The 22530-nt window shown below is 50.0% G+C and carries 24 protein-coding genes; 4 read left to right on the top strand and 20 right to left on the bottom strand.

Translation table 11 applies throughout. The annotated features are described in order from the left end of the window. The 17 genes from KI362_RS12475 to KI362_RS12555 all read right to left on the bottom strand — a co-directional run. Window positions 1-373 (bottom strand): transposase (locus KI362_RS12475; RefSeq protein WP_301627483.1); only part of this gene is annotated, 373 nt, incomplete at its 3' end. A gap of 204 nt (window positions 374-577) precedes the next feature. After that, a complete protein-coding gene (locus tag KI362_RS12480; RefSeq protein ID WP_301627484.1) occupies window positions 578-1063 on the bottom strand; it encodes a cell wall elongation regulator TseB-like domain-containing protein in 486 nt (161 codons plus the stop codon). A gap of 76 nt (window positions 1064-1139) precedes the next feature. Further along, window positions 1140-2438, bottom strand: coding sequence for an amidohydrolase (locus tag KI362_RS12485; protein ID WP_044478889.1), 1299 nt, complete (start codon window positions 2436-2438; stop codon window positions 1140-1142). Continuing rightward, the gene (locus KI362_RS12490; protein WP_044478891.1) at window positions 2416-3078 is read right to left on the bottom strand and encodes a redox-sensing transcriptional repressor Rex; all 663 of its coding nucleotides are present in this window, start codon (window positions 3076-3078) and stop codon (window positions 2416-2418) included. The genes KI362_RS12485 and KI362_RS12490 overlap by 23 nt, the downstream gene beginning before the upstream one ends. Before the next feature lie 38 nt (window positions 3079-3116). Beyond that, the gene (dinG, locus tag KI362_RS12495) at window positions 3117-5978 is read right to left on the bottom strand and encodes an ATP-dependent DNA helicase DinG (protein WP_301627485.1); all 2862 of its coding nucleotides are present in this window, start codon (window positions 5976-5978) and stop codon (window positions 3117-3119) included. A 156-nt stretch (window positions 5979-6134) separates the two neighbouring features. Next, entirely contained in the window at window positions 6135-6776 is a 642-nt protein-coding gene (locus tag KI362_RS12500) for a tetratricopeptide repeat protein (protein ID WP_212939112.1), read from the bottom strand. Window positions 6777-6909: 133 nt separating this feature from the next. Further along, window positions 6910-7293 (bottom strand): aspartate 1-decarboxylase, encoded by a 384-nt coding sequence (panD, locus tag KI362_RS12505; protein ID WP_212939113.1) that lies wholly within the window; start codon window positions 7291-7293, stop codon window positions 6910-6912. Window positions 7294-7297: 4 nt separating this feature from the next. Next, the gene (gene panC, locus KI362_RS12510; RefSeq protein ID WP_301627486.1) at window positions 7298-8191 is read right to left on the bottom strand and encodes a pantoate--beta-alanine ligase; all 894 of its coding nucleotides are present in this window, start codon (window positions 8189-8191) and stop codon (window positions 7298-7300) included. After that, on the bottom strand, window positions 8188-9057 hold the full coding sequence (gene panB / locus KI362_RS12515) for a 3-methyl-2-oxobutanoate hydroxymethyltransferase (protein WP_301627487.1): 870 nt from the start codon (window positions 9055-9057) through the stop codon (window positions 8188-8190). The genes panC and panB overlap by 4 nt, the downstream gene beginning before the upstream one ends. 285 nt (window positions 9058-9342) lie before the next feature. Further along, entirely contained in the window at window positions 9343-10320 is a 978-nt protein-coding gene (locus KI362_RS12520) for a biotin--[acetyl-CoA-carboxylase] ligase (protein WP_301627488.1), read from the bottom strand. Then, complete coding sequence (locus KI362_RS12525; protein WP_301627489.1) at window positions 10307-11644, bottom strand: CCA tRNA nucleotidyltransferase; 1338 nt, start codon at window positions 11642-11644, stop codon at window positions 10307-10309. The genes KI362_RS12520 and KI362_RS12525 overlap by 14 nt, the downstream gene beginning before the upstream one ends. 41 nt (window positions 11645-11685) lie before the next feature. Next, a complete protein-coding gene (bshA, locus tag KI362_RS12530) occupies window positions 11686-12846 on the bottom strand; it encodes an N-acetyl-alpha-D-glucosaminyl L-malate synthase BshA (RefSeq protein WP_044478904.1) in 1161 nt (386 codons plus the stop codon). A 41-nt stretch (window positions 12847-12887) separates the two neighbouring features. Further along, window positions 12888-13607 (bottom strand): bacillithiol biosynthesis deacetylase BshB1, encoded by a 720-nt coding sequence (gene bshB1 / locus KI362_RS12535; protein WP_044478906.1) that lies wholly within the window; start codon window positions 13605-13607, stop codon window positions 12888-12890. Between the two features lie 2 nt (window positions 13608-13609). Continuing rightward, window positions 13610-14029 (bottom strand): methylglyoxal synthase, encoded by a 420-nt coding sequence (mgsA, locus tag KI362_RS12540; protein ID WP_044478908.1) that lies wholly within the window; start codon window positions 14027-14029, stop codon window positions 13610-13612. A gap of 18 nt (window positions 14030-14047) precedes the next feature. Continuing rightward, window positions 14048-14854 carry a 4-hydroxy-tetrahydrodipicolinate reductase gene (gene dapB, locus KI362_RS12545; protein ID WP_044478910.1) on the bottom strand — a complete coding sequence of 269 codons (807 nt, stop codon included), beginning with the start codon at window positions 14852-14854 and terminating at the stop codon, window positions 14048-14050. A 22-nt stretch (window positions 14855-14876) separates the two neighbouring features. Further along, complete coding sequence (locus KI362_RS12550) at window positions 14877-15407, bottom strand: tetratricopeptide repeat protein (protein ID WP_301627490.1); 531 nt, start codon at window positions 15405-15407, stop codon at window positions 14877-14879. Between the two features lie 52 nt (window positions 15408-15459). After that, window positions 15460-15792: a nucleotide pyrophosphohydrolase gene (locus tag KI362_RS12555; protein ID WP_301627491.1), complete on the bottom strand. Its 333-nt coding sequence runs from the start codon at window positions 15790-15792 to the stop codon at window positions 15460-15462. Between the two features lie 148 nt (window positions 15793-15940). Between KI362_RS12555 and KI362_RS12560 the strand changes: the two genes are divergently transcribed. Then, window positions 15941-16804 carry a YitT family protein gene (locus KI362_RS12560; RefSeq protein WP_044478913.1) on the top strand — a complete coding sequence of 288 codons (864 nt, stop codon included), beginning with the start codon at window positions 15941-15943 and terminating at the stop codon, window positions 16802-16804. A gap of 76 nt (window positions 16805-16880) precedes the next feature. Here the strand turns inward: KI362_RS12560 and KI362_RS12565 are convergent, their stop codons facing one another. The 3 genes from KI362_RS12565 to KI362_RS12575 all read right to left on the bottom strand — a co-directional run bounded on the left by KI362_RS12565 (window position 16881) and on the right by KI362_RS12575 (window position 19187). Beyond that, window positions 16881-17477, bottom strand: coding sequence for a hypothetical protein (locus tag KI362_RS12565; protein WP_301627492.1), 597 nt, complete (start codon window positions 17475-17477; stop codon window positions 16881-16883). Window positions 17478-17496: 19 nt separating this feature from the next. After that, a complete protein-coding gene (locus KI362_RS12570; protein WP_301627493.1) occupies window positions 17497-17784 on the bottom strand; it encodes an RNA polymerase sigma factor in 288 nt (95 codons plus the stop codon). 434 nt (window positions 17785-18218) lie between these two features. Next, window positions 18219-19187: a tyrosine-type recombinase/integrase gene (locus tag KI362_RS12575; protein ID WP_301627494.1), complete on the bottom strand. Its 969-nt coding sequence runs from the start codon at window positions 19185-19187 to the stop codon at window positions 18219-18221. Window positions 19188-19492: 305 nt separating this feature from the next. Here KI362_RS12575 and KI362_RS12580 point away from each other — a divergent pair, with 305 nt between their 5' ends. From KI362_RS12580 to KI362_RS12590, 3 genes are read left to right on the top strand one after another with little or no spacing between them, the layout of a single operon-like run. Further along, window positions 19493-20029 carry an HD-GYP domain-containing protein gene (locus tag KI362_RS12580; protein ID WP_301627495.1) on the top strand — a complete coding sequence of 179 codons (537 nt, stop codon included), beginning with the start codon at window positions 19493-19495 and terminating at the stop codon, window positions 20027-20029. 26 nt (window positions 20030-20055) lie between these two features. Next, window positions 20056-20490 carry a chemotaxis protein CheW gene (locus KI362_RS12585; RefSeq protein ID WP_301627496.1) on the top strand — a complete coding sequence of 145 codons (435 nt, stop codon included), beginning with the start codon at window positions 20056-20058 and terminating at the stop codon, window positions 20488-20490. An 11-nt stretch (window positions 20491-20501) separates the two neighbouring features. Next, complete coding sequence (locus tag KI362_RS12590; RefSeq protein ID WP_301627497.1) at window positions 20502-22523, top strand: chemotaxis protein CheA; 2022 nt, start codon at window positions 20502-20504, stop codon at window positions 22521-22523. Window positions 22524-22530 lie beyond the last annotated feature (7 nt).

Below are 22530 nucleotides of genomic sequence, written 5' to 3' on the forward strand. Positions count from 1 at the left end.
CGGTCACCTGGGTGATCTTGCGAGTGGATACGCCATTAATGACCATCTCCATCAGTGCAAGCACAAGAGCTTGTTCGCTTCGTTGATAGCGAGAAAAGAGCTCCGTGGAAAACTTACCGTCTCTGAAACGAGGCACATAAAGGGTCAGATTACCTACGCGAGTGGTCAGGGTATGTGGATAAGTTCCATTGCGGTAACCAAGTCGTCCCTCCGTTCTCTCATACTTTTCTGCTGCTAATTGATCCGATGCTTGTGCCTTCAATACTTGATTTAATACGGATTCCAACAAAGCGGACACCCCCGCATCCTGTGAACTACCTAAAAACAACTGATGCAAAAGCTTGGAATCTAGGTTAATCTGGTATTGAGTCATATCAAAATCCCCTCCAAAGAATGTTGTCTCGACAACCTCATTCTAAACGAGGATTTTGACTATGGCTCCTTTTATTTTTGAAGCCTAGCTTTTTACACAATTATATGGACTCTACTCACACGAGCACCCACACCAGTAATTTTAATGCCTTTTTGCACTAAATTCACCGCATGAACACCCACCCCGGCAATTTTCGCACGATGGCTACCTATTCGGCAGGGTGAAAACTTCATCCAGCGGCTTACCGTCGCTAAAGCGATAGAATTTGTAGTAGTGATGCGCCTTCTCTTTATAAAATACTTGCCATACATATTCGTTCTCATAAATTCCTGGCATCAGACGAACAATGGTGCTGTCAGGCAGCTCCTCCTTAATGATGCTTCTCACTTGGGATTCCGAGACCCCTTCCGAGAGAAGCTTCACCTCGGCCTGCCCATCCTCGGGCAGCCAGACCATCACCTGTTCACCGTCTTCGTTCTGTCCCTCTACCACCCAGCATACCTTGTCCCAGACTGATTTCCATACTTCATCGGACTTGACAAGCGTAGTCTCCGCCTTCGCCCTCTGCACTGCAAGCTTCTCCGCTTGCCAGGTGTCCTCATATACATATAGATAAAAGCGATAGAGGCCAAGCAGAATAAGCGCAAGGATGATAAAGGAAAGCAAGACCCATTTGGTTCTGTTACGCAAAAGCTCCCTTCCTTTCCTCTCCTGAATGGCTTTCTATAAAAAGTTAATTTACATAGATTAAGACGCCTTATCTATCCTATCTTGCAAGCAAGCCCTCAAAGGCTCGTTGCGCTTCGAACAGAATTTTCTCCTCGTCCAGAGTCAGACACTCCCGTGATTTGACGACCTGCTTACCGTCCACCCAGACATGCTCGACATCTTGACCGGCAGCGGAATATACCGCATGGGAGATATAATCGGTCTTCGGCAGGAAATGAGCCTGCTTCAGGTTCAAGGCGATAAAGTCAGCCTTCATTCCCGCTGCGAGCACACCTGTCTGGTCAAGGAACAACGACTTCGCGCCATATTCCGTTCCCATACGAAGGGCTTCGGCTGCCGGAATCGCGGTCGGGTCCCCTGTAACGCCTTTATGGATCAGGGCGGCGAGGCGAATCTCCTCGAACATATCCAGATTGTTATTGCTGGCTGCGCCATCCGTACCCAAGGATACCGTCACACCTGCCCGCAGCAGCTCCGGCACACGGGCTACTCCGGAGGCAAGCTTCAGGTTGCTGCCCGGATTATGGGAGACGGCTACGCGATGCTCGGCAAGCATTGCAATTTCCTCGTCAGTCAAATGCACCGCATGCGCCAGCAAAGACGGACGGCTGAATAAGCCCAGGTTCAACAAATGCTGGGCCGGACGAACCCCGTAATCCCGAACATTTTGTTCCACCTCCGCTAGAGTCTCCGACATATGGGTATGCAGCGGCAAATCCAGATCATGCGCCGCTTGCACAATTTTTTCGATATAATCCGGCGGGCAGGTATAAGGAGCGTGCGGCGACATCATCGTCGTAATTCTGCCGTTTGCCTTCCCATGCCAATTGCGAGCAAACAACACCGCTTCATCCAGCTTCCGCTGTTGCTCCTCAGGCGGACAAAGCCCGATCACGCCGCGCGTCAGGACCGCACGGATGCCGGACTGTTCCACTACCGAGGCCACCTGATCCATGTGATCATACATATCTAGGAAGGTCGTCGTTCCGCTCTTGAGCATCTCAATCACAGACAACGCCGTGCCCCAGCGTACATCTTCACCGGTGAACTTTGCTTCCATGGGCCACATCTTCTGCTGAAGCCATTCTTGAAGCACCATGTCATCGCCATAGCCGCGAAGCAGCGACATCGCTGCATGTCCATGGGTATTGATCAGACCGGGCAGGAATAGAAGGCCTTTGCCGTCGAATGTCTCGGCCCCTTCCACGCCTTCCGGCCGCTCTTGGCCGATATAGGTAATTCTATCCCCTTCGATCAACATATAGCCGCGGATCACGGTTTGTTCTTGATGCAGCACCGCGAACGTGCCGTCTTTAATCAGCCATTTTCGAGTCATGGTCTTTCATTTCCTTTCCGCCGTCCAGATAATAAGCGAGACTCATTAAGTCTGTGGTAAAGTCTGCCGCATGTACCCGCACTTCAGCAGGCACCTTGAGAATCGTCGGCGCAAAATTCAAAATGGCTCCAATCCCCGCAGCCACGAGCTTGTCAGCAACATGCTGGGCTTCTGCCGCAGGAACCGTGATAATTCCGATCCGGATATTCATGTTGCGTACCGTTTCATCCAGCATCTCGATCGGCTGAATTTCGATGTTATTGATTTTCCCTCCGATTTTACCAGGGCTTGCATCAAATACGGCAACAATCTTCATATTGTCCTTCACATAAGCATTATAGTTCGATAGCGCTTGTCCGAGATTACCAGCTCCGATCAGCGCCACATTAATCTGTTGATCCAGATTCAGAATTTGTTGAATTTTCTCGATCAAATAAGCCACATCATAGCCGATCCCCTTCCGGCCAAAATCACCGAAATAGGCGAGATCCTTACGAATTTGCGCCGGATTCAGATCCAGCTTCTGTCCCAGCTCCTGAGATGAAACCGTGGATACCTCTCGGCGGCTTAATTCATTAAGAAAACGCAAATAGACTGGCAATCTACGCACAACGGCGTCTGAAATTTTCTCCGACTTCATCGATTATCCCCCTATTATTGACGCAAATTAAGAAGCGTTTACGGATTTTCCGGGTCCAGCCATTCCGCAATGCGCGGAACCATCTGGCCAAGCGGCATATGCTCCATCTTCGGTCCAGGCAAAGAATACAAAAAGTACTTTCCGTAATATGATTCCAGAATTCTAGTATCGTACACAATGACGATCCCCCGATCCTGGGAAGTCCGTACGAGCCGTCCAAAGCCTTGCTTGAACCGGATGACGGCCTGCGGAACGGACAGCTTCATGAAAGGATTCTTCTTCTCTTGCTGCAGCCGCTCGCTCTTGGCTTCCACAAGCGGATGATTCGGCGGTTGAAACGGCAGGCGTACAATCGCCAGGCTCGTGAGCGCATCTCCCGGGATATCAACGCCCTCCCAGAAGCTGCTGGTTCCCAGCAGTACGGATGCTTGCTGCCCCTGGAACCGGCGGGTAAGCTTGGTGCGGCTGCCGCTGTCCATGCCTTGGCCGATTACCGAAATATTGTGCGATGACAGCAGCTCTTTTAGCGGATCATACACCTGCCTCAGCATCCGGTAGGAGGTAAACAGCACGAGCATACGGCCTTGAGTTACGATCGCTGTGTCAGCCAATGATTGGACGAGTGTACTGACAAAGTAATCATCCCCTACGCTTCCCTTGACGCTTGGAAAGTCCCGCGGAATCACAAGCAAGGCCTGTTCGCGGTAATTAAACGGCGAAGGAAGCATGGAGGTCATGAGCCGGTCTTGAGCCTGCGCCTCCTGCAGGCCCAGTTGGTCAATCATATATTGGAAGGATTTGTCCACCGACAAGGTGGCAGATGTCATAACAATGCTCTTCTTCCGGTCGAAGAAGTAGCTCTTGAGCTGCTCGCTGACATCAATCGGCACGGCAAATATCTGCAGGGATTTGCTTCGATAATTTCCGTTGCCTTCAATCCAGTAGACGGTGTTTACGTCCTCCAGCTTCATGAAGGAACGCAGTGCGTCCCGTTCAGTTCCCAGGTCCTTGATCAGCCCGGTTATATCAGTAATTAGACTTTCGGAGCCAAAATCCTGCTCGTCCTGCTCTTTAAGCTCTGTAAGCAGCTTCTCGGCCTTGCGAACAATATCTCCAATGGTCACATAAATCTGGTTCTCCATCGTGAGCAGATCATCCCAGCTCTTCGGCTTCTTGTGCGGCAGCAGCCGCAGCACGAATTGTCCAGGATCGCCAGAAGCGGCGTCGCTCCGCTCGGGCATCAGTGTGAACATCGCTTCAGCAAGACGATCCCAATGCTCCTTCACATCAAGGAAAGCAGGATAAAGTCCATCGATGACCGCTCCCCAGGAAGCTGCCCGCTCATTCCCTGATTGCTGAAGCTGCTGCCTCAGATTCGGAAGCTGACCGTTCTTGCTGTCCTTGAACAGTCGTGTCAGGGTGTGCACTACTGTGAAATATTTCATTTGCATTCCTAAATGTTTTCCGGCTACATCCTCCAAATGATGGGCTTCGTCGATGACAAGACGCTCATAGCCAGGAAGGAGCTGATGTCCCGCCTGGATGTCCGTGAACAGCTTGGAATGATTGGTAATGACTACGTCCGCTACTCCTGCTTCATGCTTCGCTTTGTGATAATAACACTTGCGGAACCATGGACAGGAGCGTCCAAGACAAGAGTCCGATTCACTCGCCACAGTCTCCCAGAAGTCTCCTCCCCGGTTGCCGAGATTCAGCTCCTCGTCATCGCCGTTCTCTGTCTGGGCAAGCCAGACAATCATTTGCGCGGCGGTCATGACTTCTTCCTTCGGAGAGGCGAAGTCTCTCCTGTTCATTTTATGTTCAAATTTGCGTAAACACAAATAGTGCTGTCTTCCCTTAAATACCGCGGCCTTGAACGGGAAGGGCACAACCTCGGTTAACAGCGGGATATCCCGCTCGCGCAGTTGCTCCTGAAGGTTGATCGTATGGGTGCTCACCATGACCTTCTCATCAGTTTTGACGCTGTGATAAATGGCGGGCAGCAAATAACCTAACGATTTCCCCGTTCCTGTGCCCGCTTCTACAAGCAAATGCTTGTCTTCCTGGAAAGCGGCTGCGACTTCCTTCAGCATCAGGTTCTGCGCTTCACGCTCTTCATATTCAGGCAGCTTCTCCTTCAGAGACGATTGCACCTGCTCCATAAATTGCTCGAAGCTGACACCCTCAAGCGGGTTATCCATCATATTGCTGCGCTCAGGCTCAATATTCATCCAGTCTTCGGTCTTTAACGCGAACTGTCTGTAGTACGTATAACCATCCTGATCTACAGAAGGGTTCTGCTGACGCTGCTCCAGTACTGCATCGAAGAACCAGGCCAGATCACTGTCCTCCCCGGAGAGCAAATCCGCCAGTCGCTGTATCGTTAATAGCGGCAGCTGCTCCAGCTCCTCCAGGCATTTGATGAAGATCAGAGCCGTAGCCAAGGCATCGCTATCCGCCTGATGCGGCCGGTCATGCTCCACCTCGAACTCCGAGGCAACCATCCCTAACTGATACGTCGTCAAGGAGGGATATAATATTTTCAAAAAATCCATGGTATCGAGAATTCGCCCTGTATACGGCAGGTAGCCGGTCTTATCCAGCGCGCTCTGTAAGTAATTGAAATCAAAGGCAACGTTATGGCCGACCAGCACGGCGTCATTGAGCAATGGAACCATCTCCATCATGACCTCGTCCAAATCAGGCGCATCCTTGACGTCCTCTTCGGTAATCCCCGTCAGACTTGTGATGAACGGCGGAATCGGAATCCCGGGCTTCACAAAAGAACTGTATACACGGGATACCGTCATGTCTTCATCTATAATGGCCAATCCAGCCTGAATAATCACATCCGAGGATTGGTTGCCCGTGGTTTCAAAATCAAGTACGGCGTATTTCATTGATTTGTAAAGTCCCTTTCTTCCAGTCTAATTAACAGCATAACAGAAGATGGCGAATTTGAAAATTGAATGTGAAATCGCTACAAAAAAAAGCGATGCCCCCTTGACAAAGGGTTCTGCATCGCCTGATAATCCTTTCCTGCGTTGCCGGAAATACTACAGAAGAGAGGTCAATTCGCTTCCATAATGCAGCTTCCCGCTGCTGCGCATGCATGATTCCAGATTCGCCAGCGGCTCTCGCAGGGAAGGATCATGGTAATGAGCCAGCTTAAAATATTCCTTCGCCTTCAAAGGCACTCCGTTCTGAGCCTCAATGCAGCCAAGTGCATTATAAATGATGGAACGAATACGTTTCGAATCACAGGTTTCCAGAACGCGCCAAAAATGCGGTACCGCTTGTTCGGATTCATTCAGATGCAGATAGCACATCGCCAGATACGTTCGTCCCACCGCGCTATCCGGATACTGCTCCACGACCTGTTTGAACTGCGTCAGTGCCTGCGTAAACATCATCAGCTTATAATACCCTTGACCTTTTACAAAGGCTTCTGCGGCCATCTCAGGCAGCTCAGGCACAGGGAGAGCGCCACCTCCATCCGGACTGGCGCCGGTTTGACGGAAATGACCCAGCTTCTCTTCAAAGCTCAGCCATTCCTCGATAATTCCATCGCTCATCGTTTTGAGCAGCTGCCACTTGGCAGCCAGCTCCTGACGCGCAGGACCGCTCGCTCCAGGATAATAATGAATGATTTCGTCCAGCATCCCGCTCATTTCCGCAAACATATGTTGAAACATCATCCGCATCCCACCTTTATCGAAAATGAAATCAGTGTGAGCCTTACGTTCATTTTTTGTTATGGGCTCACATTTCATTCCCGCAGGCATTAATTGCATAGCCATGGCGGTCAGGGCAGATGGTCCTGGCGATCAATTACCGAATCGTGGCATGCAGCTCTTGAGCTGCGGTCTCCACAGGTCGGTTATTCTCATCCACGAACACAACGGTTGGCTTGTGGCTTCTCAGTTCTTCCGCCGACATTTGGGCATAAGAGATGATAATGACATTATCGCCCGGTTGAACCAGACGTGCAGCCGCTCCGTTCAGGCAGATGACCCCGCTCCCGCGAGGGCCGGGAATTACATAAGTCTCAAGTCTGGCGCCATTGTTATTATTTACAATCTGCACCTTTTCATTTTCCAGTAAATCCGCTGTTTCCATCAGATCCTCGTCAATAGTAATGCTGCCGATATAGTTCAAATTCGCTTCCGTCACGGTGGCACGGTGAATTTTAGATTTCATCATCGTTCTGTACATCGCGTTACACACCTTTCTTGCTCAGAATAACGTTGTCGATCAGCCGGGTGCTCCCGAACTTTACCGCAACAGCAACCAGTACCTCTCCATCTTGGGCTATTCTCTCGGAATCGCCAAGCGGTTGAAGACCTGGAAAGCGGACAACCTCCACATAGTCCACCTCAGCCAGAGGCTCGGCCGTGAACGCATGCAGCAATGTTTCTTTTGCCTCGCCCGCTGTCAGGGTCCCGCCTTCGTTGATCAGCTCCTGCACATGCAGTAGCTGACGGGACAAGACCAATGCCGCCTCGCGCTCAGCCGGGGCAAGATACACATTGCGGGAGCTGAGCGCCAAGCCGTCCTCTTCCCGTCTAATCGGACATGGAACAATCTGAACGGGCATGTTCAAGTCCTTCACCATTTGGGTAATTACGGCTACCTGCTGAGCATCCTTCTGTCCGAAGTAAGCCCGCTCAGGTTCAACAATATTGAACAGCTTGCTGACAACGGTCGTTACCCCGTCGAAATGTCCGGGACGTGAAGCGCCGCACAGCCCTCCAGTCAGCTGCTGACTGACCGTAATCTTGGTTAGCGTCTGTGCAGGATACATCTCCCCGACTGAAGGCAAGAAGACTGCGTCAACGCCTTCCTGCTCCGCAAGCTGCAGGTCCTTCGCTTCGTCCCGCGGATAACGCTCAAAGTCCTCGTTCGGACCAAACTGAATCGGGTTGACAAAAATACTCAGCACCACCAGATCATTGTTGCGTCTCGCTTCTCGGAGCAGACTCGCATGCCCTTCATGCAAGTAACCCATCGTAGGCACGAAGCCTGTCTCCAGGACCTTGCCTTCCAGAGCTGCCTTCAAGCGCTCCTGCTTCAAATATTGTCTTAAATCCTGAATATTCCGGAATAGGTTCATTTCACAGCTTCCTCTTTTACTTTCCCGTAAAGACCCGCTATAACGGTATCCTCTGCATTGAACACATGCTCCTGTGCCGGGAATTGTCTGGTCTTCACTTCATTCACATAAGCCGCAATGCCCTGACGAATTTCAGCGCCGATATCCGCATAAGTCTTCACGAAGCGCTTCTCGCGGTAGTCGGAATCGTACTTCAGCACGTCGTGGAAGACGAGGACCTGCCCGTCTACCCTCCGTCCTGCCCCGATACCAATGGTCGGCACGGACACAGCCTTCGAGATCGCTTCTGCCACCTCTTCAGTAACTAGCTCCAGGACGATCCCGAATACACCGGCACGCTCCAGCGCCTTGGCATCCTCCATGAGCCGGCGGGCATCCTGCTCGTCCTTGCCTTGCACGCGGTAGCCGCCGATCTGATTGACCGATTGCGGTGTCAAGCCGATATGGCCCAGCACCGGCACGCCTGCCTGGACAATGCTCTGCACCTGAAGCGCAATCTCCGCACCGCCCTCCATTTTAACCGCATGGGCATGGCCTTCCTGCATGATTCTTCTTACTGTCCGGAGCGTCTCATCAATGCTCCCGTGATATGTCATGAATGGCAAATCCGCTACAATGAACGTATTCCCGGCAGCACGAGCGACAGAACGGGTATGATAGACGATATCGTCCGTAGTCACCGGAATCGTGGAATCATAACCCAATACTACATTGCCCAGCGAATCGCCAACAAGAATGATGTCGATATCCGCTTCCTCCGCCAGCTTTGCGGAAGGGTAGTCATAGGCCGTAATCATCGTGATCGGGTTGCCTTCCTGCTTCATTTTTTTCATCTTCACAATGTTTAGTGCACGTTTTTCAGCCATCGTTGTCATTATCCTCCTTCGGTATTTTGCACACCAGGATATTCTGGACGCACAAAAAAAACCTTTTAGTTTGGCACTAAAGGTCCCGAATCCACACAAAAGAAGAGTCGTCTTTCGCTCGTTCTTTCTGTCTCGGTCCTCATCGGCTCAGAGCAGAATCCATGCGATCTTGGAAACTCTGTACTACTTACCTGTCTAACTTAAGTCTGCCCATTGGAGTGCAATTCGATTTCAAATCGATATCGCCTCATGTGGACAGTATAACAAATTGCAAAACATTTTACATCAGTCAAGTTCAAGTTCTCCGGAAAAAATCGTGGCAAGCGCTCCGGATTCATCCAGAATCACTAATCCGCCCGAATCATCCAGGGCGACTGCTCTGCCGGTATTCATCCCCTGATGACCGGCGACCGACACGCCCCGCCCTAGCGTGACGGACATGTCCTCCCACAGTAATCTGATCGGCTGGAAGCCCTCAGCTTGATAAAGCTCCATTAGCTGCTCCATTCGAAGAAGCACCTCTGCCGCAAGCTCCGCCCGGTCTTGAGTCTGACCCGCAGCCAGCTTTAGCGAGGTAGCGACGCCCTGCAAATGCTCGGGGAGGTCTTCCTGCTCCAGATTAACATCAATTCCGATCCCCGCGATGCAATATTTCATCCGGGTATCTTCGCCTACCGATTCAAGAAGAATCCCGCATATCTTCTTGCCGCCTGCAAGCAGATCGTTCGGCCACTTGATGCCGGCCTCCACACCGGTTACCTTGCGTATCGCCTGGCATACTGCTACTGCGGTCATCAAGGTAAGCTGCGGGGCGGACCTTAGAGGCAGCTCCGGACGCAGCACCAGGCTCATCCAGATGCCCTTGCCGGCTGGAGAATGCCAGCTGCGCCCTTGTCTTCCTCTTCCTACGGTCTGCTGCTCAGCAAAAACAAGCGTCCCCTCCGGCTCCCCTTCCTCTGCCAATTCCCTGGCTACGATTTGAGTGGAGCTTGTTACGCTCAGCAGTTGCAGCTTCCTCCCATAAAGCTTTGTCTGCAAATACCGCTCCAGCCGTTCGGCAGTCATTAGATCCGGGGCATGAAGGAGGCGGTACCCCCTGCGGGATACCGCATCAAATTCATAACCTTCTTCTCTTAGCTTGTTAATCTGCTTCCAGACTGCAGTTCGGCTGATCTTCAGCAGCTTGCTTAACTCTTCTCCGGACAAATATTTTCCTGTTGCAGCATGTTCCTCCAGCAAGGTTAACAACCTAGATGTGTCCATACGTATTCACCACAGCTTTCGCATGTTCAAGAAGTACATTTTTCTCATTTCTTAATTCTCCTGCCGCAACGGCAAAGAGCAGTCCGTTTAACAGCTCCGTTAACCAAGGGCCGCCTTTCCGTCCGGTTGCGGCAATAATCTCACCGCCGCTGAGCTTCAGATCCGACAGAGCAAATACGGTGATCGCTCTATACCACTCTGCCTCCGGGAAATTCTCCGTTAGAAGGTTAGCTTTACCTGGATCGTTCTCTTCGTCTTCCGGATGATGGTTCTTAATCAGTGCCTTTCTCCGCAGCAGCCAGCCTTCCGCCGTCTCCTTGCCCAGCCGAAGCGTCGTCTCGATGAACCGGGTTTTCCGTGCTTCCAGCGAAATAGAGCGATCTTCATTCAGCGTGTTCATCACTTCATCGAAGATGATGATGTTGGACACCGCCTGGGACAGCTTCCTTGAAAAGGTCCAACGCTTCAGCATCGGGACTGCCTCCTCACCGCGAACGCTCAAGCCTTGAAGCAGCAGCGACCATCGAAGCTCCGGCAGCTCCGCCCCTTCGGCATGCTCAATGGCAGCCAGCCAGGCATTCGGCGCTTCCTTGACAGGCCACCGCAGTGCCGACATAGGAACAGGTGCGTTTATGTATTCTAGCAAACCGCTTCTCCGCAGCAGTTCCAGTCCCCGCAGGGGGCGAGGGCCTGCGATCATCTTTTCCAGCTCAGTGCGAATACGCTCTGTTGCGATATAGGCGATCTTGTCGCGGCAAATCCGAAGACCGGACCAGGTGCTCTTGGTCAGACGGAAGCCGAAGACCGAAGCGAACCGAACAGCACGCACCATGCGCAGGGCATCCTCATCAAAGCGTTCCGCAGCACTCCCTACCGCACGAATGACACCCGCTTCAATATCCTGAAGCCCGTGATACGGGTCGCTAATCTGTCCGTGACGATCCATTGCGATAGCATTCATCGTGAAATCACGCCGCTGCAAATCCTGCTCGAGATCACGCACATACTGCACCCCGGAGGGCCTGCGGTGCCCCTCATATTCCGCTTCCTTGCGAAAGGTCGTCACCTCGAACGCATGATCCTCCATCAGCACAGTTACAGTACCATGCTGAATTCCGGTCGGCACAGTCCGGTCAAACAGAGCAACGACCTGTTCCGGTGTGGCCGAGGTTGCAATATCCATATCGTGAACCGGGCGCCCCATCAATTCATCCCGAACGCACCCGCCTACGAAGTAGGCTTCGAAGCCCTGCAGCGCAAGCCGTTCCAGCACCAGCTCCCCCTGATGAACCATCAGGGGGGGAACCATTTTCCATCTGTTCATAGGATCAGCCTCCAAGCACACTTCTCGTGCAGATCTAAGACTCAAGGACAGATTTGATTCACGCCGGGAGTCTCGCGTTGAAGCACTCGATAGTAAATGGACTCGTAAGTCCGCATCATCCGTTCGCTGCTAAAATCATTCTTGGCGCGATACAGACAGGCTTCGCGAAATCTCTTCATCTGTTCAGGCTGGGTCAGCAAGGTGAGACAATGTTCAGCCATCGCATCCACATCGCCAATCGGAGCCAGATAGCCGGTCTCGCCGTGTGTTATCAATTCCGGAATACCTCCCGCAATGGAGCCCACCGTAGGCACACCGCACGCCATTGCCTCCAGCGCGACAAGCCCGAAGCTCTCCTTCTCGGAAGGAAGCAGCAGCAGATCCGCCATGGAGATCACCTGGGCGATATCATCCTGCTTGCCCAGAAAATGCACCTTATCCTCTATCCCCATCTCCCGGATCTTCCATTGAATCTTTGGAAGGTCCGGGCCTTCGCCAACAAATAACAGCTTTGCAGGCATCTGCTCCTGAACCTTCTTGAATACTTCAACCACATCGCCAACCCGCTTCACCGGCCGGAAATTCGAAATATGCATCAATACCTTTTCGCCCGGTTCTGCAAAGTCGCTTTTGCAGTTGCAGGTATTTCGCGGATAATATTCTCGCGGATCCACGAAATTATAGGTCAGATCGATCTCGCGGGTAATATCCAGTACTTCCCGGGTCTCCCGGGTCAGATCCTTGGACACCGAGGTTACAGCATCGCTCTCATTAATGGCAAGCCGAATCAGATCCTTCAGCGACTCGTCCTGAGCCAGCACCGTTATATCCGTTCCATGCAAGGTCGTGACCACCTTCAGCTTATCGCCAACCATCTGTTTGGCCAGGAAGGCGCACACAGCATGCGGAACGGCATAGTGCACATGAAGCACGTCCAGCTCCTGCTGCTTGGCGACTTGAGCCATTTTCGTAGCTAATGATAGATCATAAGGCGGATAGCGGAACACATAATAGTCGCTGACATCCACTTCGTGATACTTAATATTTTTATGAAAGCTGCCAAGACGGAAAGGAACACTATGCGATATAAAATGAACCTCATGCCCCTTCTCCGCCAGCAGCTTGCCGAGTTCTGTCGCAACTACTCCTGACCCGCCGAGCGACGGGTAACATGTAATGCCGATCTTCAGAAATGAATCCATCCGCCAGCGGCCTCCTTGATTCCTTAATTCCCAAGTATAGTTTATGAGCGGCTGGCTCCGAACAGATGAACAAGATAAGGTGTCTTAACCGTGAAGCCTTCGGCATAAGGAATCAGCCGGGCTTGGCCCAGTAAGGCATCTCTGGCCTGCACCCTTTCGATATACCCCTGATTCAGCGGCGTCGGCGCAGCATCGTCACCTTCCGCTTTTATGAACTGGGAACGGTAACAGCCAAGAGCCTGTTGTTTGAGCGCATAATGGTCCGTTACATCCACCAGCACATCCGGGGTTGTCCAGTCGTTAATATAGTAAAAATAAAGCTCCGGCAGACTAACCGCCGGCTTGTCCGGCATATACCGGCGCAGCTTCGCATTAAATACCGCCTCTTGCACCAGCTTGCTGCAGGCTACATGATCGGGATGGCGATCCTCCCAATGAGGAGCAAACACCATCTTCGGTGCATAGGTGCGAATCAGTTCAGTTACGGCAGCAATCTGTTCCGGTGTCCCGAATAGCCCGCGGTCCGGCAGACCGAGATTTATGCGCATGGCAACGCCTAGCACCCGGGCAGCCGCATCGGCTTCTTGAAGCCTTAGCTCTACCGTGCCATTCGAGGATAATTCGGCCTGCGTCAGATCACACAGACCAACCCGCATACCGGCAGCGGTATGCTTGGCAATTGTGCCTGCCATCCCAATCTCCGCATCATCTGCATGAGCACCGAACACAAGGATGTCCAACGGTTCTACAGATGTACTCATCCTTACCCCAATCCCGGCTTGTTGGATTCTACCAGCTCACGCCAGCCGAAATCTCCGCGATCCAGAGCGCGAACCAGAATCTCCGCCGTAGCCAAATTCGTCGCGACAGGAATACCGTGCACATCGCACAATCTCAACAGCGCGGTAATGTCCGGCTCGTGAGGCTGTGCCATTAATGGATCACGGAAGAAGAGCACGAGATCCATTTCATTTTGCGCGATCAGAGCGCCGATTTGCTGGTCGCCGCCAAGCGGCCCGGAGAGGAAGCGGTGAATCTGTAGATCTGTCGCTTCCATAATACGCATCCCCGTCGTACCGGTCGAATACAGCTTCTTCCCCCTGAACACATGCTCATAGGCAATGACAAAATTAACGATATCTTCTTTTTTACGGTCGTGTGCAATAAAAGCGATATTCAACATGTTCTCTCTCTCCCCTTACTATCCATCCATTAAATGTTCGAAACCATAAACCATGCCCTCGCATTGAAGCACTTTCTTGACCGCCAAATTAACGCCCGGCATATATCCTGCACGCTCGAAGGAATCGTGGCGTATCTTGAGACTCTGCCCGAATCCGCCAAAGATGACCTCCTGCTGCGCAAATACTCCAGGCAGCCGGACACTGTGGATTCTAAAGCCATTATAATAGCCGCCTCTTGAGCCTTCAATCGTCTCTTCCTCGTTCGGATTGCCCTGGCGCAGCTCTTCCCGGTTAGCCGCAATTAGTTCAGCGGTCTTCACCGCGGTTCCGGAAGGCGCATCCAGCTTCTGATCCCCATGATATTCGATAATCTCCAGATGCGGAAAATATTTGGCTGCTTCCGCAGCGAACTTCATCATCAGAATCGCGCCGATTGAGAAGTTCGGTGCAATGAGCCCGCCAAGCTTCTTGGCCCGGCACTGCTTGTCCAGATCCTCGATCTGTTCCGGCGTGAAGCCGGTCGTACCGATTACAGGAGCAACGCCATGCTTGATGGCTAGCTCGGTATTTCCATATGCCGATGCCGGGGTAGTAAAATCGACCATGACGTGCGGCTTGCTCTCAAGCAGCGCAAGCTCCAGGTCGGATGTCAGTCTTACACCGCAAGGCTTCAATCCCGCTAGGGTCCCTGCATCCTCCCCGTCATTGTCAATGCTGATGGCGGCAACCAGCTCCAGACTTTCATCCTCCAGCACCATTTTGACGACTTCGCGTCCCATTCTGCCAGCTGCACCAGCCACAGCAACTCTGATTCTATCCGTCATCCTGATACCTCCACTTGTTCAACTAAGTTTTCATGGTTTTGCGTATTCTTTGCTCCAGTTCTCGAAGCTGTGTCGCCACCGCTTCATCCTGGGGCAGTGACGATGCATCCCGAAGCGCCTTCAGCGCATTCACATATTGACCCGTCTCGGCATAGGCAATAGCTAACCACACCTGTGAATCTACAGATAGCGGATCCAGCTGGACGGCCCGCTTCAACAGTCGAATCGCGGATGATGAATTGCTTCCCTGTGACGAGCTGCTAGAGGAAGAATCCAAACGCTTCTTGGCCAGCTGTGTTAGCTCCTTGGCTTGTATCCGGTCAAAATGCAGCTTATATTCCTCCTGCGCAGGCATTAATGCGAATGCGAGTCTGGCGTGGGCAATGGCTTTGTCCAGCCTGTTGCTTCGCGCACATGTAATGGAGCACCGATAATGAATATCTGCGTTATCCGGCTCAATCGCGAGCGCCTGGTCAAACCAGGATATCGCCTGTTCAAAATCATTATTGTAAATGCTGCGGTATGCCTTCTTAAGATAGTCCTCCGCCTTCATCTGCTTTCCCCCTGTCATGGGCTGTTCACAGTACAGCATATGACAGAGGTCCTTATTCGGTGTCCTTAGGAGTCCACCGATTCGCATCGCGGGTATTGAATTTATGCATCACCTTATTGTGAGCTTCCGTCAGATCGATGCCCAGCGAATTGGCGAAGCACATGGTGATAAACATAATGTCCCCAAGCTCCAATTCAATGGAATTATCCGCTTCGTCTGCTTTTTTCTTCTTCTCGCCATAGCTATGATTGACCTCTCGGGCCAACTCTCCGACTTCTTCACTCATTCTAGCCATCAATGCAAGCGGACTGAAATAGCCCTCCTTAAACTGCGATATGTATCGGTCCACTTCCCGCTGCATTTCGGCGAGAGACTTCTCTTCCATCCGACATTCCTCCGCAAGTTGTGAGTTTCATCCCTATGTTATCGCAAAGCAGTTTTGAAGACAAATCATTTTTAATCGCACGAAAAAAAGATATACTAAGTAAGTATGCGAAAAATTCACTTTTATGGATAGGTGAGGGATGAAATTAATGAATTCATTTAAAGTATCGGGAGTCGTGAAAACGGTGCTTCCTATTTTATTGGGAACCGCAATCTATGCCTTCGGACTTCTCTATTTTATTATACCCAACCAGCTTATGGAGGGAGGGGTGACCGGAATCACGATCCTGCTCAAATACGCTTTTGGTATTTCACCATCGTTCTCCAATTTGCTTCTGAATATCCCGCTATTCTTTCTGGGATGGAAAATTCTTGGCGGACGCCAGATTGTTTATACCGGAATCGGGATCGGTTCGCTGTCCTTTTTCTTATGGATCTTCGAAAAGATGATTGAGCACGGCTGGATCGAAACCTTCGAAACGGATTTCATTCTGGCCTCTCTCTATGCAGGTGTAACGCTTGGCGCCGGACTTGGCATTGTATTTCGATTCGGCGGCACGACGGGCGGATCCGATATTGTAGCGCGAATTCTGAACCGCAAATACGGCTTCAGTATGGGACAGGTCATTCTGACCATCGATATTATCATTATTGCGCTGTCACTTTTCTATGTAGCGAAGGAAAATATTTTATACACCCTTGTCGCGGTATTCATCGCTTCCAAAGTCATCGACTTTATCCAGGAGGGGGCATACTCGGCCAAGGCCTTTACCATTATTAGTGATCATGCTCCGGACATTGCGGATATGATTACGAAGGAAATGGATCGGGGAGTGACCTTGATCCCGGCGATCGGCGCCTACTCCAAGCAATCCAAATACATGGCATACTGCGTCGTCTCCCGTCCGGAAATCCGCCGCCTTCATCAAATCGCCAAATCGGTCGACCCCCGGGCATTCATTATCATCAACGATGTGCATGATGTGCATGGGGAAGGATTTAAGGAAGATTAGTATAAGGAAATGGCATTCTGTATTCCTTCGATAAAAAAGGCGAGCTCCAAGGATTGGGCTCGCTAATTCCAGTAGACTATTCTATTTCAATTTCAACAATTCTTCCGGTAATCACGCCATTCTCATCTTTGTGGAAGAGCATGGCTCTATAGTCATCCCCGTTCCTGCTAATTGGGAGCCGCCGATCCGTAAATCCGGTCTGTCCCTCTTCGAATAAATTTTCAAGGGAAATGGTTGCAGTTAAGTCTCCGTAAGTATACGTGATATTCCCAGAGGCATCATAGGTCACTTCCTTGATCGAATCGGTAATCGTCTCGCCTACCTGCTCACCGTTGCGGATTTTGGCCCGCAATTCCTCAATCCAGCTAACCCAAGCCGCATCCTCCATACTCCCTGAGTATTCATGATTTTCCGTGTTCTGCGTAGATGTAGAGTTGTTCAGCAATTCCTTCAAATAAGTCTCTGCGGTTTGACGATCTGCCTTTGCCGGATCAAGAGGAAGATCGAACAAAAGTGAGGCCTTCGAGTAGTCCTCTCTTACATGAACCTCACCTGTATTCTCATCGAACCTAAACGCCTCGTTGCTATAGAACGAAGTCCCGCTGCTAATTGCCAAGTACACCCCTCTGTCTGCAAATACCTCTACCTGATCGCATTCAATCATTCTATACATCACACCATCCATAACAGTATCACTGTACCCGCCATTCATCGTTGCGATATTGACCACCCAAGGCTTCTGCCCTTTTATCAACGGAGATATAAAAAACGGATCTTGTCCGTACTCGGGCTCGGAAGGAGATCAGGAAAGCTTTTGGATTGCCCGACATATCCATCTTGTGTCTTAATTCAGCGGCCTTCAGAAAAGTATCTTGATACAAATCGTCCGCGTCTTCCTTGTTTCTGGTCAGATTGTAACAAAAGCCATAAACCGCCTTACCGTGCAGCTCCACCAGTTCGATCAACTCATCAATTTCCAAGTAACTCCTCCTCTCTATACACGCATTCATTTATACATTGTCACAAATCATGAATAGGTTCATTTTTATACAAATTAATTCTGCCAAAAAAAGACACGGCCCTTGGACGGCCATGTCTGTATTTAGCTATTCAATAAACTGAGGCTCGCAAAGCTGATTCACAGGTAGAAGAACTGGTGTAATGCACGTTGAGTGCTTGCTATAGATCTTTTTCTGTTTTTCTTTCATAGCACTCGTGACAGTTCCGGACCTTTCTATGACAAGGTAATTTTTGGGAAGTTTAAATTTTAGGAATGGAATGTCGAGAATGTCGAAATAGGTCGTATAATGATAATTATCCGACAAATGTCATGGGCAAAAATGTATAAAAAGACCGTTTTTTGTTGGAGTGATTAATCAAATTATAGGACAAACAACCTACTTTGCATAGAGCATTAGTAAATAATTTCCCGCAGCGTATCATGTACATAATCCGGGGCCGCCTTCTTCATTTGCTCCACAGTATGCAAATATCGCTGTGTCGTATTAATATGTGAATGACCTAGCGTTTCTTGCACTTGCTGAAGCGATGCTCCCCCAAGTAATGCCAAGGTAGCGTTTGTATGTCTCAGCCAGTGCGGCGTCAGCTTTTTCGTTATCCCGCTTCTTTCTCCAGCCTTGCGAATAATTCGTTCAATTTGTCTTGTGGAGATTGGAAACAATCTGAACGTTGCAGGAGGAACAGAGTCTCCGAACATACGTGTTGCGTAATCCAAAAATATGTTCCATAAACTTTCGGGCACCTTAACTTCCCTTGTTTTTCCGCCCTTTGTATATTGAAGCGTAAGCCACACACTCGATTCTAAAGGATCACTGTGAAAATTCCCCCAACAGATCGAACTGAGCTCTGACACACGTAAACCAAGCAATACGAGGGATAGCCCGATCAAGTAATTCCTTTGACTATCCTGCTGCAGATACTTCAGCAGCAACCCTACCTCTTTTTTAGTTAAAAAATTCCGGTGGCTTGTTACCTGTACAACAGGAAGGCGCACATTAGATGTAGGATTACTTTTAAAGAGCCCGACGTTTTCATCGCTCCCCCATCTATATAATGATTTCAGTGGAGCAATAAAAGCCGCGATGCTCGCTGGCGCCAGCGAGCTTTTTGAACTTAACTTCTCACGCTGCTGCAGATAAAGCTTAAATGACTCAATTTCCCTCCATGTTACCGTATCAAGCTTCTTGAACCCAATGAATTCCCGAAAACAATGAATAGCTCTTAAGTAGCTCCTCTTCGTATTTTCTGCTGTACAGCAGGCACTTAAAAACATGTTGACGATCTTATCGTCACTAAGGCCCTTTGAATCCGAATGAAGCAAAGCGAACGAATCTGCAAGAATCATGTTGTTAGTAGTAGTCATTCATGTGTCCCCCTGAATTTTTGTCGGATAATTATCATTATACGACCTATCCAGGTCGATATTTACTTGATTTTGAAACTTGACACGTCGCAAGTCATCGGAATAAAGGCATGCAAAGACCGCAAGTGATTGAATTTACTAGGAAAAGGAGGTTTTTTTGACTGTCTCGCTGATCACATCGTCGGATTCTGTTTTCATGTATCTCACAGGAAAGGAGAACCATATTGAGCCCTTTGCAAGAATTAATCGACCGACAGTCCGTAATATACCAAGAATCTACTCCTCTGATTCACCTCATGAACTTTATGCAAAAACATCGTCCTGAAATCTATCAACATAGTATTCGGGTAGCTATATTCGCAGAACGAATCGCCACGAAGATGAATCTGGGAACTTGTGAGAAAGAGAATTTATTGCGCGGCTGTTTTCTTCATGATCTGGGTAAAATCATGCTGCCCATAAGTGTGCTGGAGCAAACAGCCCCCCTTTCCACGCAGCAATGGCGAATTATTAAGCTTCACCCGCAGGTAGGTGCGGATCTTTTACATAACATTTCTGATTTTGAGGAATCCGTCTTCGAAGTGATTCTTCATCATCATGAACGTTGGGACGGGTATGGGTATCCTTCCGGGCTTAAAGAGCAGGAGATCCCCTTACTAGCTCGCATCTGTTCCATAGCTGACGCCTATGACGCAATGATGAGCGAACGACCATACCGTCCAAATTTGACGCTCGAACAGGTCAAACAGGAATTGCAGCGCAATAGTGCCATCCAGTTCGATCCGGACATTACCCGGGTAGCACTTGAGCTGTTCGATTCGGACAACTCTTATCTTGGGTGAAATCAGGAAAGGTAGGAAACTGAGAAATGCAATCAACAGATCAGGAGCAGTATATCGAGTTTTGTGTAGACAGTGAGAACTATGCGATCACGATCTCCGAAATTCATGAGATTATTAAGATGCAAGCCATAACAGATATCCCTAACAGCTACCCTTATGTCCAGGGTGTGATTAACTTGCGGGGAAAAATCGTACCTGTCATTAGTCTAAGGAGCCTATTTATGCTGGAACCCGATGAATTCACGAAAGCTACACGCATCGTGGTTGCCAATCACAAGGAAGAAGCAGTAGGAATCATTGTGGATAAAGTCAGCAAGGTGACCACCTTCAGTGATATTCAACCCCCTCCGGATAAGATCGCTCAGGTAAGCGGTAGTTTTTTTACAGGTATTGGGTTGGCGTCAGACGGGAGCCTGGTAGGAATTCTAAAACTAGATGAGGTGCTTCTCGGAGACAGCTAGGAGGAACATTCGTGACCAATTTGTCGGACTACCGCGAATTATACTTAGAAGAATTGGATGAACAGCTTCAGCTTATTGAAGAAGAAGTATTACGTCTTGAGCGGGAAGGGCCTGCCGATAGCGCTATTGATCGGCTGTTTCGCGCTGCGCACACCTTAAAGGGCTCTTCCGCCGCGATGGGATATCACAAGATGAAGGAAGTGACTCATCATGTTGAGCATCTTCTGGATCAAGTAAGAAATGGACAGCTATCTGTGGCCAAGCCCTTAATTAACCTGATGTTCACAGGACTCGATGTCATGAAAGGACTTCAAGATGAAATCATCCAGACCGATTCCGAAACAGCAGATATTTCATCCCTTCTGCAGGAGCTTCAGCAGTACAGCCTACTCGAAGCCTCAGAAGCCGAAGCATTTGAAAAAAATGCAGTTTCTCCAGAATGGCATGAACGTCTGAAGCAGCATGTCAAACAAGCAATACAAGCCGGAAAAAAGTTGTTTTCGATCAGGGTGTCCCTTTCTCCCCACGCACAGATGAGGCTGCCGCGAATGTATCTGGTCGAGACGGAACTTAGGAACTATGGCACGATGGTAGACAGCGATCCCCCGAGCTGGGAATCGCTTAAGGAAGAGGAAATCCATGAAGTTACATGGATTCTGGCCTCTAATGACCTGGATGATCACGGACTTAAAAAGAGCGTGAGTGCAATATTGGATGTGGAAACGGTAGACGTCCTCCCCTTCCTGCTCTCTGATATTCCAGGTAACGCGGAAGCACCAAAGGAGCTGTTGCCGGAGGCTGCGGATCCTTCTCTCTTGCAGCGCTCTGAAATGCCGGGGACAAAGAGTAAATCCCCAACCATCCGGGTGAATATCGAACGCTTGGATCATTTGATGAATCTCGCTGGTGAGCTTGTGATTGATCAGACGAGATTTCAGCAGATCAAGCAACTGTTCAGACAAAAATTCGGTGCTGATGAGCTTGTTGAAGAGCTGGTTCAGCTTTCGGACCATTTGAGCTTGCTCACCAGCGAATTGCAGGACGGTGTAATGAAAGCCCGGATGTTTCCAATTGAGCAGCTGTACAGCCGTTTTCCGCGTATGGTTAGAGATTTATCCGAATCTTTGGGCAAACAGGTTGACCTTATTTTGCAAGGGAAAGATACCGAGCTGGACCGCAACCTCATAGAAGAGATCGGCGACCCTCTGATCCACCTGATCCGTAACGCGGTTGATCATGGGATCGAGCGGCCGGAGCAAAGACGGTTGATCGGTAAAAGCGAGCGCGGCACAGTCACCATATCCGCTATACATCAGGATAACCATGTTGTGATCTCCATTCGAGATGACGGAGCTGGAATGGACGCAGACAAGCTTCGTTTATCAGCCGTCCAGAAAGGAATCCTATCACAGGCTGAAGCCCAGCGCTTGAGTGATGATGAAGCTCTTCATCTCATCTTCAGACCGGGATTTTCAACTGCCGCCGAGGTGAGTGAAGTCTCCGGCCGCGGGGTGGGCATGGACATTGTTCGCAATAATATTGAACGCATGAGCGGCATGATTGATATTGAGACGGTCAAGGGTGAAGGCACCGTATTCCAGATCCGCCTCCCCCTTACTTTAGCCATTGTTACAGGATTGCTCGTAAAAATCAGCGGACGGACCTTTATTATTCCTATGAGCAGCGTTGCGGAGATTACACGGGTCGAAACAGATGAAATCAAAAGGCTGCAAGGAGAGCCTGTTATAAAAATCCGGCAACAAGTCATTCCTGTCGTCTGGCTGCAGGAACATTTTCAATACCCGCATTCTCCAGCTCGCAACTATTTGCCCATGGTTATTATCGGAAGGGCTGAAAAGCGAGTCGCACTGGCAGTGGATGAGTTAATCGGAAATCAGGAGATCGTGATCAAGAGTCTTGGCAGCTTTATCGCCAGAACTGACGGGATTTCAGGAGCAACGATTTTAGGCAGCGGTAATGTAGCCCTTATTCTTGATGTCGAAACAATTATTAAGTTATCCGGCAACGCATAGACTACCC

The sequence above is a fragment of the Paenibacillus apis genome (assembly GCF_018333295.1).
In the GTDB taxonomy this organism is placed as follows: domain Bacteria; phylum Bacillota; class Bacilli; order Paenibacillales; family Paenibacillaceae; genus Fontibacillus; species Fontibacillus antibioticophila.